Source organism: Streptomyces radiopugnans, assembly GCF_900110735.1.
Lineage (GTDB): Bacteria > Actinomycetota > Actinomycetes > Streptomycetales > Streptomycetaceae > Streptomyces > Streptomyces radiopugnans.
Genome location: NZ_FOET01000001.1, coordinates 309,332 through 322,031, shown reverse-complemented (window position 1 = coordinate 322,031; position 12,700 = coordinate 309,332). Strand labels below are relative to the sequence as shown.

The following is a 12,700-nucleotide window of genomic DNA, read 5'->3' as shown; positions in this document are numbered from 1 at the left end:
GTCTGACCGTGGTGTCGGCCCGGCTCCCCGGGCCGCCCGCTGCCTCCGTCCGGCGGCCGGGCGGAGGCGGCGCGGCGGGGGCCGGCCGGGCCCGGCGTCACCGCCGCGGCTGGGCGTCGAGCACCTGCTGGAGCGCCTCGAACTCCTCGACGCACTTGCCCGAGCCCAGCGCCACCGAGTCCAGCGGGTCCTCGGCGATGTGGATGGGCATGCCCGTCTCGCGCCGCAGCCGCTCGTCCAGGCCGCGCAGCAGGGCGCCGCCGCCGGTGAGGACGATGCCGCGGTCCATGATGTCGCCGGACAGCTCGGGCGGGCACTTGTCGAGGGTGGTCTTCACCGCGTCCACGATGGAGTTGACGGGCTCCTCGATGGCCTTGCGGACCTCGGAGGCCGAGATGACCACGGTCTTGGGCAGCCCGCTGACCAGGTCGCGGCCGCGGATCTCGGTGTGCTCGTCCTCCTCCATGTCGTACGCCGAACCGATCGTGATCTTGATGCTCTCGGCCGTGCGCTCGCCCAGCAGGAGGCTGTACTCCTTCTTGATGTGCTGGATGATCGCGTTGTCCAGCTCGTCGCCCGCCACCCGGATGGACTGCGCGGTGACGATCCCGCCGAGGGAGATCACGGCCACCTCGGTGGTGCCGCCGCCGATGTCGACGACCATGTTGCCCGTCGCCTCGTGGACCGGCAGCCCCGAGCCGATGGCGGCCGCCATCGGCTCCTCGATGATGTGCACCTGGCGGGCGCCCGCCTGGGTGGACGCCTCGATGACCGCGCGTCGCTCGACACCGGTGATACCGGAGGGGACGCACACGACCACCCGGGGGCGCGCGAGGTAGCGCCGCTTGTGGATCTTGAGGATGAAGTAGCGGAGCATCCGCTCGGTGATCTCGAAGTCCGCGATCACCCCGTCCTTGAGGGGGCGGACCGCCACGATGTTGCCCGGGGTGCGGCCGATCATCTTCTTCGCCTCGGCGCCGACCGCGAGGATTCCGCCGGTGTTGGTGTTGATGGCGACGACCGATGGCTCGTTGAGGACGATCCCGCGACCCCTGACGTACACCAGCGTGTTGGCGGTCCCGAGGTCGACAGCCATGTCACGGCCGATGAACGACATGTTGTTCGCCATGAGGATACGTCAGGCCTTCCGACTGGAGCGATGTGAGGGGAGGACGACAGCGTGCGCTGCGGGGCCCGGAGAAGTTTCCATCGTAGTCGCGCTCCTTCGAACGCGGTGAGAGGGTTCCTCCTCCGTCATTGTCGGCGGAACGCGGGTCATCCCCGTATGTGGTGACGTCGCGTCCGGGTGATTCGTTCCCCCGTGTGGAGGGCGAATTCACGTGGGGCGATCGAATTCCATCGATCGCCCCAGGTCAAGAGGTTCGCGTCTCTGACACGCCGTCAGCCGTGGGAGGGGAAGAAGATCTTCAGCTCCCGTTCGGCGGATTCCTCGGAGTCCGAGGCGTGGACAAGGTTCTCACGCACGATCGTTCCGAAATCCCCCCGGATGGAGCCGGGCGCTGCGGCGATCGGGTCGGTCGGACCGGCCAGGGCGCGCACGCCCTCGATCACCCTCTCGCCCTCGACGACCATCGCCACGGAAGGACCGGAGGCCATGAACTCCAGCAGCGGCTCGTAGAAGGGGCGGCCGACGTGCTCGGCGTAGTGCCGCTCCAGCGTGGCGCGGTCCAGCGTGCGCAGCTCCATCGCGCTGATCGTCCAGCCGGCCTTGCGTTCGATGCGCCCGACGATCTCGCCGATCAGGCCCCGCCTGACCGCGTCGGGCTTGAGGAGGACGAGGGTGCGCTGGCTCATGGTCGGCTGCTCCTTGGGGCTTTCACGTGTGTACGGGCTCTCACAAGTGCTCAGAGGCTACAGGGAGCCCTCCCGCGCTCCGTCGGCACCCGTCGTGCGGCGCCGGCTCACGCGGTGCCGGTCACGCGGGCCGGCAGCGCGGACCGGTCAGGCGGCGCCGGCCCCCGCCGCGGAACGGGCCTTCGCCTCGTCGATCACCCGGCCGAAGTGGATGGACGCCCACCACAGCCCGGCGAAGACGGCGCCGAGGAAGAACATCGCCGGGACGACGAAGCCGGAGGCGATCAGGCCGATCTGCAGCGCCCAGCCGAGCCGGAGCCCGCCGGGCCTGCCGAGCATCCCGCACAGCAGCAGGCACAGCACCATCGCCGTGCCGCCGACCGCCCACACCGTCCCCGTGGGCAGTCCGCCCAGCCGCGTCGCCACCAGGGAGGCGAAGCCGATGACGAGGAACTCGCCGATGAGCGTGGACGCGCAGAGCGTACGCACCGCCGTCACCTGTCCTTTCCGAGCAGCAGCCGGGCCTCGCCGACGGTGAAGACCGAGCCGGTGACCAGTACGCCCGCGCCGGAGTACTCGCCCTCCTCCTCGGCCAGGGTGATGGCCGCCTCCAGCGCGTCGTCCAGCCGGGGCTCGACCTGGACGCGCTCCTCGCCGAAGACCTCAACCGCCAGTGCGGCGAGCTCGTCCACGTCCATGGCGCGGGGGGTGGCGTTGCGGGTGAGCACGACCTCGGCGAAGACCGGTTCGAAGGCCTCCAGCACCCCCCTCACGTCCTTCTCGGCGCTGGGGGCGACCACACCGATCAGCCGGCTGAAGCCGAACGCCTCGGTGACCGCGGCGGCCGTCGCCTGGGCGCCCGCGGGGTTGTGCGCGGCGTCCAGCACCACCGTGGGGCTGCGGCGCACCACCTCCAGCCGTCCCGGGGACGCCACGGAGGCGAAGGCGGTGCGGACGGCGTCGACGTCCAGGGTGCGGGCGTGCCGGGAGCCGATGCCGAAGAACGCCTCGACGGCCGCCAGCGCCACGGCGGCGTTGTGCGCCATGTGGGCGCCGTGCAGCGGCAGGAAGACCTCCGGGTACTCCCCGCCCAGGCCGCGCAGCGTCAGCAGCTGCCCGCCGACGGCGACCTCGCGGGAGACGACGCCGAACTCCAGGCCCTCACGGGCGACGGTGGCGTCCACCTCCACGGCCCTGCGCAGTACGACCGAGGCGGCCTCCACCGGCTGCTGGGCCAGCACCACCGTGGCGCCCCGCTTGACGATGCCGGACTTCTCCCCCGCGATCGCCTCGGGCGTCTCGCCCAGCCGGTCGGTGTGGTCCAGGGCGATCGGGGTGACGACGGCGACGGACGCGTCGATCACGTTGGTGGCGTCCCAGCTCCCGCCCATGCCGACCTCGACGACCGCCACGTCCACCGGCGCGTCGGCGAAGGCCGCGTACGCCATGCCCGTCATGACCTCGAAGAAGGACAGCCGGTGCTCCTGGGCCGCGTCCACCATCTCCACGTACGGCCGCAGGTCCTGGTACGTCTCGATGAACCTCTCGGCGGAGATCGGCGCGCCGTCCAGGCTGATCCGCTCGGTCATGGCCTGGACGTGCGGGCTGCTGTAGCGCCCGGTGCGCAGGTCGAAGGCGCCCAGCAGCGCCTCGATCATCCGGGCGGTGGTGGTCTTGCCGTTGGTGCCGGTGATGTGGATGGAGGGGTAGGAGCGCTGCGGCTCGCCGAGCACGTCCATCAGCGCGGCGATCCGCGCCAGGGACGGCTCCAGCTTCGTCTCGGGCCACCGCCCCACCAGCTCGGCCTCCACCGCCCGCAGCGCCCGGTCCAGCTCCGGGTCCTCGGGCCGGGTCGGCAGTTCGTCGCCGCCGGCCGGCCCGGCCTGGGTGCGCAGGGTACGGCTGCCGGCCTCGATCACGGCGAGATCGGGGTCGCGGTCGGTCTCGGCGTCGATGATCTCGTCGAACCGCTCCAGGGGATCGCCGTGCTCTCCCTCCTCACCGGAGGCGTCGCCGGGGCCTTCGTGCGGGTCGTGCGGGGGCTGCTCACTCACCGTTTCAGTGTACGGAGACGGCGGTGGCCGCCGCGCCCGGCCCGGGCGCGGCGGCCACCGCTCTCTCGTCGTATCCGTCTTCCTACCCGCTCGCGGGGGCTCCTAGGCCTGCGGCAGTGCCTCCAGCTGGGCGGAGATCCGGGCGATGTCCGCCTCGGCCTGCTCCCTGCGGGTGCGGATCTTGGCGACCACGTGGTCGGGAGCCTTGGCCAGGAAGCCCTCGTTGCCGAGCTTGGCCGTGGTCTGCGCCAGCTCCTTCTCCGCCGCCGCCAGATCCTTGGCCAGGCGCTTGCGCTCGGCGGCGAAGTCGATCGCGCCGGACAGGTCCAGCTCCACCTTCGCCCCGGCCACCGGCAGGGACGCGGTGGCCCGGAAGTCCTCACCGGCCGGCTGCAGGCGCAGCAGGGAGCGGATGGCCGCCTCGTGCGCCGCCAGTTCCGTCCCCTCCAGGGTGAGGCGGGCCGGGACGCGCTGGCCGGGCTGGAGGCCCTGGTCGGCGCGGAAGCGGCGGACCTCGGTGATCACCTGCTGGAGGGTGGCGATCTCCTGCTCGGCCGCCGTGTCGCGGAAGCCGGAGTCGGAGGGCCAGTCCGCGATCACCACGGACTCGCCGCCGGTCAGCGTCGTCCACAGGGTCTCGGTGACGAACGGCATCACCGGGTGGAGCAGCCGCAGCGTGGTGTCCAGGACCTCGCCCAGGACGCGGGCGGAGGCGCGGGCCGCGTCGCCGCCCGCGGCGAAGGTGGTCTTGGACAGCTCGACGTACCAGTCGAAGACCTCGTCCCAGGCGAAGTGGTAGAGGAGGTCGGAGAGCTTGGCGAACTGGTAGTCGTCGTAGTACGCGTCCACCTCGGCCACGACCGTGTTCAGCCGGGAGAGGATCCAGCGGTCGGTCGCCGACAGCTCCTCGGGCGCGGGCAGGCCGCCCTCGACCGTGGCCCCGTTCATCAGCGCGAAGCGGGTGGCGTTCCAGACCTTGTTGGCGAAGTTGCGGGACGCCTGGACCCAGTCCTCGCCGATGGGGACGTCGACACCGGGGTTGGCGCCGCGCGCGAGCGTGAAGCGGACGGCGTCGGACCCGTACTTGTCCATCCAGTCCAGCGGGTTGACGACGTTGCCGAACGCCTTCGACATCTTCTTGCCGTGCTCGTCGCGGACCATGCCGTGGAGCACGATCTCGCTGAACGGCGGGGTGCCGTCCATCGCATAGAGACCGAACATCATCATCCGGGCGACCCAGAAGAAGAGGATGTCGTAGCCGGTGACCAGGGCGGAGTTCGGATAGAACTTCTCCAGGCTCTCGGTCCGCTCGGGCCACCCGAGGGTGGAGAAGGGCCACAGGCCGGAGGAGAACCAGGTGTCCAGGACGTCTGTCTCCTGGTGCCAGCCCTCGCCGGCCGGGGGCTCCTCGTCCGGGCCGACGCAGACGGTCTCGCCGTTGGGGCCGTACCAGATCGGGATGCGGTGGCCCCACCACAGCTGGCGGGAGATGCACCAGTCGTGGAGGTTGTCGACCCAGCCGAAGTAGCGGGACTCCATCTCCTTGGGGTGGATGGTGACGCGGCCGTCGCGCACCGCGTCGCCGGCGGCCTTCGCCAGCGGGCCGACCTTCACCCACCACTGCATCGACAGCCGCGGCTCGATGGTCGTCTTGCACCGCGAGCAGTGGCCGACGGAGTGGACGTAGGGGCGCTTCTCGGCGACGATGCGCCCCTCGGCGCGCAGCGCGCCGACGACCGCCGAGCGCGCCTCCAGCCGGTCCAGGCCCTGGAACGGACCGTGGGCGGTGATGATCGCGTGCTCGTCCATGACCGTGATGCTCGGCAGGTCGTGGCGGCGGCCGATCTCGAAGTCGTTCGGGTCGTGCGCCGGGGTGACCTTGACGGCGCCCGTGCCGAACTCGGGGTCCACGTGCTCGTCGGCGACGACCGGGATGCGCCGGCCGGTGAGCGGCAGTTCGATCTCGGTGCCGACGAGGTGGGCGTAGCGCTCGTCGTCGGGGTGGACGGCCACGGCGGTGTCGCCGAGCATCGTCTCGGCGCGGGTGGTGGCCACGACGATGGAGTTCTCGCCCTCGCCGTAGCGGATCGAGACCAGCTCGCCGTCCTGGTCGGCGTACTCCACCTCGATGTCGGAGATGGCCGTCAGACAGCGCGGGCACCAGTTGATGATCCGCTCGGCGCGGTAGATCAGCTCGTCGTCGTAGAGCCGCTTGAAGATCGTCTGGACGGCCCGGGAGAGCCCCTCGTCCATGGTGAAGCGCTCACGCGACCAGGCGACGCCGTCGCCCAGCCGCCGCATCTGGCCGGAGATCTGCCCGCCGGACTCCGACTTCCACTGCCACACCCGCTCGACGAACGCCTCGCGGCCCAGGTCGTGGCGGGACTTGCCCTCCTTGGCCAGCTCGCGCTCGACGACGTTCTGGGTGGCGATGCCGGCGTGGTCCATGCCCGGCTGCCACAGCGTCTCGTGGCCCTGCATCCGCTTGCGGCGGGTGAGGGCGTCGATCAGCGTGTGCTCGAAGGCGTGGCCCAGGTGGAGGCTGCCGGTGACGTTGGGCGGCGGGATGACGATCGTGTACGGCGGCTTGTCGCTCTTGGCGTCCGCCTCGAAGTAACCGCGCTCTACCCAGCGCTCGTACAGCTTCCCCTCCACCTCGGCCGGAACGTACTGGGTCGGCAGGTCGGCATGGGCGCTGTTCGACGGCTCCGCCCCCGCGGGGGTCGGGCTCTGCTGAGTGTTCTCGGTCACGACGGCCAGTGTACGGGCGGCCGTGCGGCGGTCTCGAACCGGTTTGGGGGTCCGGGTGACGGGGGAGCTCCGGGGTCCGCCAGGATGGGACGGCCCATTCGCGAACGTGTTTGACCAAGGGGGAGCCCCAGCGTGAGTCACAACCAGCCGCCGCCGCAGCCCGGTCCGTACGGTCAGCAGCCGCAGCCGCCGTACGGCGGCCCTCAGCCGGGGTACGGAAACCCTCAGCCGGGGTACGGCCACCCGCAGCAGCCGGGCATGCCGCCGCAGGGGCAGCCGGGGTACGGAGGCCCGCAGCCGGGGTACGGCCACCCGCAGCAGCCGGGCTTCCCCCAGCAGGACGGCTGGGGACAGCCGGGTTACCCGCAGCAGCCCGGCGGGTACATGCCCCCGACTCCGCCCGGCGGCGGCAAGGGCAAGACGATCGGCGCCCTGGTGGCCGTCCTCGCGGTCGTCGGCCTGGCGGTGGGCGGCTACTTCGTCTTCTCCGACGGCGGCGGCAGCGACATCGCCGACGACGGCAAGCGGTACAAGCTGATCACGCCCGCGACGGTTCTGGGCGGCGAGTACAAGAAGAACCCGGAGGAGACGGACGAGGGCCCGCTGGGCTCGGAGAATCTCAAGGAAGCCGAAGCACTCGGGGTGAGCGACCCCGAGAGTGCCTCCGCCACCTACGTCTCCGGAGACGATCCTCTGTCCCAGAAGCTTCTGAGCTTCAGCGGGGTCTGGGGCGAGGTCGAGAACCCCGAGGCGGTCGTCGACGCCATGTTCGCGAAAGCGGAGGAGTCGGCCCGGGAGGACCCCGGTCTGGGCGAGGACGGGAACGCCGGTACGGCGGAGCTGGCCGGCGAGCCCAGGAAGGTGAGTCCCCCCGGGCTGGAGGGCGCCGTCATGAAGTGCCAGGAGATGAAGCTGTCCGGTGAGGGCACGTCCGAACTGAGCGGTGGCTCCATCAGCATGCCCTTCTGCATCTGGGGCGATCACAGCACCCTTGGCTATGTGGCCCTGAACGACATGGCCGTTTTCGCGACAGGCAAGAACTTCTCGCTCGACGAAGCCGCCGAAGCCGCGGCCAGGCTCCGCAGCGACGTGCGTGTGGAGATCGGGTAACCGGCGAGGCCTGTGGCCCGCACATGCGGAAGGCGCCCCGGCGGGTTCCCGCCGGGGCGCCTTCCGCATGTGCGGGCCGACGTCACGCGCTCTTCTCGCGCGGTCCCTGGCCCTGCTCGCGCTCGCCGCGGGAGCGGGGCACCAGGGTGGGGTTGACGTTGGAGTGGACGACGTCCTCGGTGATCACCACACGCGCCACGTCCTTGCGCGAGGGCACCTCGTACATCACCGACATCAGGACCTCCTCCATGATCGCGCGCAGACCGCGCGCCCCGGTGCCGCGCAGGATCGCCTGGTCGGCGATGGCCTCCAGCGCCGGGCGGTCGAAGTCCAGCTCCACGCCGTCGAGCTCGAACAGCCGCTGGTACTGCTTGACCAGCGCGTTGCGCGGCTCGACCAGGATCTTCAGCAGGGCCTCGCGGTCGAGGTTGTGGACGGAGGTGATGACCGGCAGACGGCCGATGAACTCCGGGATCATGCCGAACTTGACCAGGTCCTCGGGCATGACGTCCTCGAACTGGTTGCTGGCCTCGATCTCGCGCTTGGAGCGGATCGTGGCGCCGAAACCGATGCCCTTGGCGCCCGCCCGGGACTCGATGATCTTCTCCAGGCCGGCGAAGGCGCCGCCCACGATGAACAGCACGTTCGTGGTGTCGATCTGGATGAACTCCTGGTGGGGGTGCTTGCGCCCGCCCTGCGGCGGCACGGAGGCGGTGGTGCCCTCCAGGATCTTCAGCAGCGCCTGCTGCACGCCCTCGCCGGAGACGTCGCGGGTGATCGACGGGTTCTCGCTCTTGCGGGCGACCTTGTCGATCTCGTCGATGTAGATGATCCCGGTCTCGGCCTTCTTCACGTCGTAGTCGGCGGCCTGGATCAGCTTCAGCAGGATGTTCTCGACGTCCTCGCCCACGTAGCCGGCCTCGGTCAGGGCGGTGGCGTCGGCGATGGCGAAGGGGACGTTCAGCATCCGGGCGAGGGTCTGCGCCAGCAGTGTCTTGCCGGAGCCGGTGGGGCCCAGCAGCAGGATGTTGGACTTGGCCAGCTCGATGCCGTCGTCACGGCCCTGCGAACCGCCGTTCTCGCCCGCCTGCACCCGCTTGTAGTGGTTGTAGACGGCGACGGAGAGGGCCTTCTTGGCGGCCTCCTGGCCGACGACGTACCCCTCGAGGAACTCGTAGATCTCACGCGGCTTGGGCAGTTCGTCCCAGCGCATCTCGGAGGTGTCGGCGAGCTCTTCCTCGATGATCTCGTTGCAGAGGTCGATGCACTCGTCGCAGATGTAGACGCCCGGCCCCGCGATGAGCTTCTTCACCTGCTTCTGGCTCTTGCCGCAGAACGAGCACTTGAGCAGATCGCCGCCGTCACCGATGCGTGCCACGAGGTGCTTCTCCTTCGCCTGGGATCCGTCGAGTTCCGCGAACCCGGGTGCTTGCTCTGGGCCTTGGCGGGGGCGGCCCCCGGACCCCCTATGACGGTACCTTGCCCGGCCCCCTGAATGGGCCCCCCTCGGACCGACTCGACCCGAGGGGGGCGGAAATGTTCGGGAGAATCCGCGGACTCAGCCCAGCCCCACCGAGGTCTTGCGGGTGGAGATGATCTGGTCGATCAGGCCGTACTCCAGCGACTCCTCGGCGGTGAGGATCTTGTCGCGCTCGATGTCCTGGCTGATCTGCTCGATCGGCTTGTTGGAGTGCTTGGCGAGCATCTCCTCCAGCTGGGTGCGCATCCGCTGCACCTCGTTGGCGGCGATCTCCAGGTCGGAGACCTGGCCGCGGCCGGTCTCGCTGTACGGCTGGTGGATCAGGATCCGCGCGTTGGGCAGCGCCATCCGCTTGCCGGGGGTGCCGGCGGCGAGCAGCACGGCCGCGGCGGAGGCGGCCTGGCCCATGCAGACGGTCTGGATGTCCGGCTTGACGAACTGCATCGTGTCGTAGATGGCCGTCAGCGCCGTGAAGGAGCCGCCGGGGCTGTTGATGTAGACGGAGATGTCGCGGTCGGGGTCCATCGACTCCAGGCACAGCAGCTGCGCCATGACGTCGTTGGCGGAGGCGTCGTCGATCTGCACACCGAGGAAGATCACGCGCTCCTCGAAGAGCTTCGCGTACGGGTCGTACTCCCGCACGCCCTGCGAGGTGCGCTCCACGAAGCGCGGAACGACGTAGCGGGACTCGGCCGACGGCCCGGTGTAGCGGGCCTCGAGGCGGTCGTGGATCCCGGCCCCGGGGAAGCTGTGCTGACTGTTCATGTGGCTGTACACCGTTCTGGAGAGATGGACTGGCTGCGGTGTCGAGCTGCGGGACGTCAGGCGCTCACGCGCCCGTACCGCCGCCGCCCGGAAGCTGCGTGGCGGAGCCGTAGACCTCGTCGATCAGGCCGTACTCCTTGGCCTCCTGGGCGGTGAACCAGCGGTCGCGGTCGGCGTCGCGGGTCCACTGCTCCTCGCTCTGGCCGGTGTGCAGCGCGGACAGCCTCGTCATCTTCTTCTTGGTGCGCAGCAGCTGCTCGGCGTGGATCTTGATGTCCGAGGCCGAGCCCGCCAGGCCCGCGGAGGGCTGGTGGATGAGGATCTCCGCGTTCGGCAGGGCGAAGCGCTTGCCGGGGGTGCCCGCGCTCAGCAGGAACTGGCCCATGGAGGCGGCCAGGCCCATGGCGATGGTCACCACGTCGTTCTTGATGTACTGCATGGTGTCGTAGATCGCCATGCCGGCCGTGATCGAGCCACCCGGGCTGTTGATGTAGAGGTAGATGTCCTTGTCCGGGTCAGCGGCCAGGAGGAGCAGCTGAGCGGTGATCTTGTTGGCGATGTCGTCGTCGACCGGCTGGCCGAGGAAGATGATCCGCTCGTTGAGCAGCCGGTTGTAGACCTGGTCGCCGAGGCCACCGATGGTCGGCTCGGTGGCGGCGGAAGGCATCGGAAGCGTCACGTGTCCACCTGCTCGTATACGGACGGCCGCGGTCTGCCGCAGGGCCGTCTCTGGGGTCTTCGTCTGTACTTGGACCCTAACGCGCGGGTCCGACTGCGCCATCCCGGTCCGAGAACTGTTCGCTGTTAGCGCAGGGAGCGTTCCCGCAGGTGGGGTCGGCGTGTTCCGCCGTACGCGAACGGGCCCGCACGCGGTGTCGCGTGCGGGCCCGTTCGGCCGGTCGTGGGGCGGGGCCCCGCGGATCAGCCCTCGGACTTCTCGCCGCCCTGCTCGGCGGGCTCACCGGCGGTCTCGGCGGAGGCGTCGGCGGTCTCGGCGGACTCCTCGTCCTCCTCGTCCTCCATGGAGACGGTCTCGCCGTTGGTGTCGGTGACCTTGGCGGCCTCGACGACGACCGCGAGGGCCTTGCCACGGGCGACCTCGCCGACGAGCATCGGCACCTGGCCGCCCTCGACGACGGCCTGGGCGAACTGGTCGGGGCTCATGCCGGAGGACTGGGCGCGCCGCATGAGGTGCTCGGTGAGCTCCTCCTGGTTGACGTTCAGCTTCTCCTTGCTGACCAGCTCGTCGAGGATGAACTGGGTCCGGATGCCCTTCTCCGCCTGCTCCTTGAGCTCGGTCTCGAACTCCTCCTCGGACTTCTCCTGCATCTTCAGGTAGGTCGCGAGGTCCATGCCGAGCTGCGCGAGCTGGTGGTTGACCAGGTTGTGCTTGCGGGTGTTGATCTCGTCCTGGAGGAGCTTCTCCGGGATCGGGACCTCGACCAGGGAGATCAGCTCGTCGAGCACCTTCTCCTGGGCCTGGGTGGCCTGGTCGTACTTCTTCATCCGCTCCAGGCGCTTGCGGCTGTCGGCACGCAGCTCCTCGAGGGTGTCGAACTCACTCGCGAGCTGGGCGAAGTCGTCGTCCAGCTCGGGCAGTTCGCGGGCGGAGACGGAGGTGACGTCCACCTTGACCTCGGCCTCGCGGCCCGCGGCGGAACCGCCCTTGAGCTCGGAGGTGAAGGTCGCGGAACCGCCGGCCTCCAGGCCGGTGACGGCCTCGTCGATGCCGTCCAGCAGCTCGCCGGAGCCGATGGTGTAGTCGATGCCCTTGGCGACGCCGTCCTCCAGGACCTCGCCGTCGACCCTGGCCTCCAGGTCGATCTTGACCACGTCGCCCTCGGCGGCGGGACGCTCGACGACGGTGGTGGAGGCGAAGCGCTCGCGGAGCTGCTCGACCGACTTCTCCACGTCCTCGTCGGTGACCTCGACGGCGTCGACGGTGACCTCGATGCCGGAGTAGTCGGGGATCTCGATGGAGGGGCGGACGTCCACCTCGGCGGTGAACGCCAGGAGCTCGTTGTCCTTGAGCTCGGTGATGTCGACCTCGGGCTGGCCGAGCGGGCTCAGCTCACCCTCGTTGACGGCGTCCTGGTAGAGCTTGGGAAGCGCGTCGTTGACGGCCTCCTCCAGGACCGCACCCCGGCCGAACCGCTGGTCGATCACCCGGGCGGGAACCTTGCCCTTGCGGAAGCCGGGCACGGTGACCTGCTGGTTGATCTTCTTGTACGCCGCGTCGAGGCTGGGCTTGAGCTCCTCGAAGGGCACCTCGACAGTGAGCCGAACCCGGGTGGGGTTCAGGGTCTCCACGGCGCTCTTCACGGTCGGTCTCCTTGGGGGCTGACTGCTGGGACTTCGTACTTCTTGTGAGGCGCCCCGCACGCAGACACGACACAGACAGGCGCGTCTTTCATAGTACGTGGTCGGGGTGGCCGGATTCGAACCGACGGCCTTCCGCTCCCAAAGCGGACGCGCTACCAAGCTGCGCCACACCCCGTCCGTGCGACACGTAGAGTACATGCCGTACGATGCGGAGCGTGCCGCACACGGTTCACGGTCGGCCGGCTGCGATCTGTATGATCTGCCTGCCCCGTGGACGACGGCGGCGCTGCGGGCGTAGCTCAATGGTAGAGCCCCAGTCTTCCAAACTGGCTACGCGGGTTCGATTCCCGTCGCCCGCTCCATATGACTCAGGGCCAGGTCAGAGGGTCATCCTCCGATCTGG

General features: G+C 69.8%; 10 protein-coding genes and 2 tRNA genes. 2 read left to right on the top strand and 10 right to left on the bottom strand.

Going from position 1 to position 12,700, the window contains the following annotated elements; all coding sequences use genetic code 11:
- Window positions 1-97: 97 nt before the first annotated feature.
- The 5 genes from BMY40_RS01375 to BMY40_RS01355 form a co-directional block, all read right to left on the bottom strand.
- Entirely contained in the window at window positions 98-1,117 is a 1,020-nt protein-coding gene (locus BMY40_RS01375) for a rod shape-determining protein (RefSeq protein ID WP_093655664.1), read from the bottom strand.
- A gap of 284 nt (window positions 1,118-1,401) precedes the next feature.
- Window positions 1,402-1,815, bottom strand: a complete 414-nt coding sequence (ndk, locus tag BMY40_RS01370) for a nucleoside-diphosphate kinase (RefSeq protein ID WP_093654464.1) — start codon at window positions 1,813-1,815, stop codon at window positions 1,402-1,404.
- A 147-nt stretch (window positions 1,816-1,962) separates the two neighbouring features.
- On the bottom strand, window positions 1,963-2,304 hold the full coding sequence (locus BMY40_RS01365) for a DUF4233 domain-containing protein (protein ID WP_093655662.1): 342 nt from the start codon (window positions 2,302-2,304) through the stop codon (window positions 1,963-1,965).
- Window positions 2,305-2,309: 5 nt separating this feature from the next.
- Entirely contained in the window at window positions 2,310-3,869 is a 1,560-nt protein-coding gene (gene folC / locus BMY40_RS01360) for a bifunctional tetrahydrofolate synthase/dihydrofolate synthase (protein ID WP_093654462.1), read from the bottom strand.
- Window positions 3,870-3,971: 102 nt separating this feature from the next.
- Window positions 3,972-6,620, bottom strand: coding sequence for a valine--tRNA ligase (locus BMY40_RS01355; protein ID WP_093654460.1), 2,649 nt, complete (start codon window positions 6,618-6,620; stop codon window positions 3,972-3,974).
- Between the two features lie 132 nt (window positions 6,621-6,752).
- Between BMY40_RS01355 and BMY40_RS01350 the strand changes: the two genes are divergently transcribed.
- Window positions 6,753-7,730 carry a hypothetical protein gene (locus BMY40_RS01350; RefSeq protein ID WP_093654458.1) on the top strand — a complete coding sequence of 326 codons (978 nt, stop codon included), beginning with the start codon at window positions 6,753-6,755 and terminating at the stop codon, window positions 7,728-7,730.
- Window positions 7,731-7,812: 82 nt separating this feature from the next.
- Here the strand turns inward: BMY40_RS01350 and clpX are convergent, their stop codons facing one another.
- The 5 genes from clpX to BMY40_RS01325 all read right to left on the bottom strand — a co-directional run bounded on the left by clpX (window position 7,813) and on the right by BMY40_RS01325 (window position 12,472).
- Window positions 7,813-9,108 carry an ATP-dependent Clp protease ATP-binding subunit ClpX gene (clpX, locus tag BMY40_RS01345; RefSeq protein ID WP_093654456.1) on the bottom strand — a complete coding sequence of 432 codons (1,296 nt, stop codon included), beginning with the start codon at window positions 9,106-9,108 and terminating at the stop codon, window positions 7,813-7,815.
- Between the two features lie 180 nt (window positions 9,109-9,288).
- Window positions 9,289-9,975, bottom strand: coding sequence for an ATP-dependent Clp protease proteolytic subunit (locus BMY40_RS01340; RefSeq protein ID WP_093654454.1), 687 nt, complete (start codon window positions 9,973-9,975; stop codon window positions 9,289-9,291).
- A 64-nt stretch (window positions 9,976-10,039) separates the two neighbouring features.
- Window positions 10,040-10,642, bottom strand: coding sequence for an ATP-dependent Clp protease proteolytic subunit (locus tag BMY40_RS01335; RefSeq protein WP_177213868.1), 603 nt, complete (start codon window positions 10,640-10,642; stop codon window positions 10,040-10,042).
- Between the two features lie 254 nt (window positions 10,643-10,896).
- On the bottom strand, window positions 10,897-12,297 hold the full coding sequence (tig, locus tag BMY40_RS01330) for a trigger factor (RefSeq protein ID WP_093654452.1): 1,401 nt from the start codon (window positions 12,295-12,297) through the stop codon (window positions 10,897-10,899).
- A gap of 98 nt (window positions 12,298-12,395) precedes the next feature.
- Window positions 12,396-12,472: transfer RNA gene (locus tag BMY40_RS01325), tRNA-Pro, on the bottom strand.
- A 113-nt stretch (window positions 12,473-12,585) separates the two neighbouring features.
- Between BMY40_RS01325 and BMY40_RS01320 the strand changes: the two genes are divergently transcribed.
- Window positions 12,586-12,659, top strand: a tRNA-Gly gene (locus BMY40_RS01320).
- Window positions 12,660-12,700: the final 41 nt, after the last annotated feature.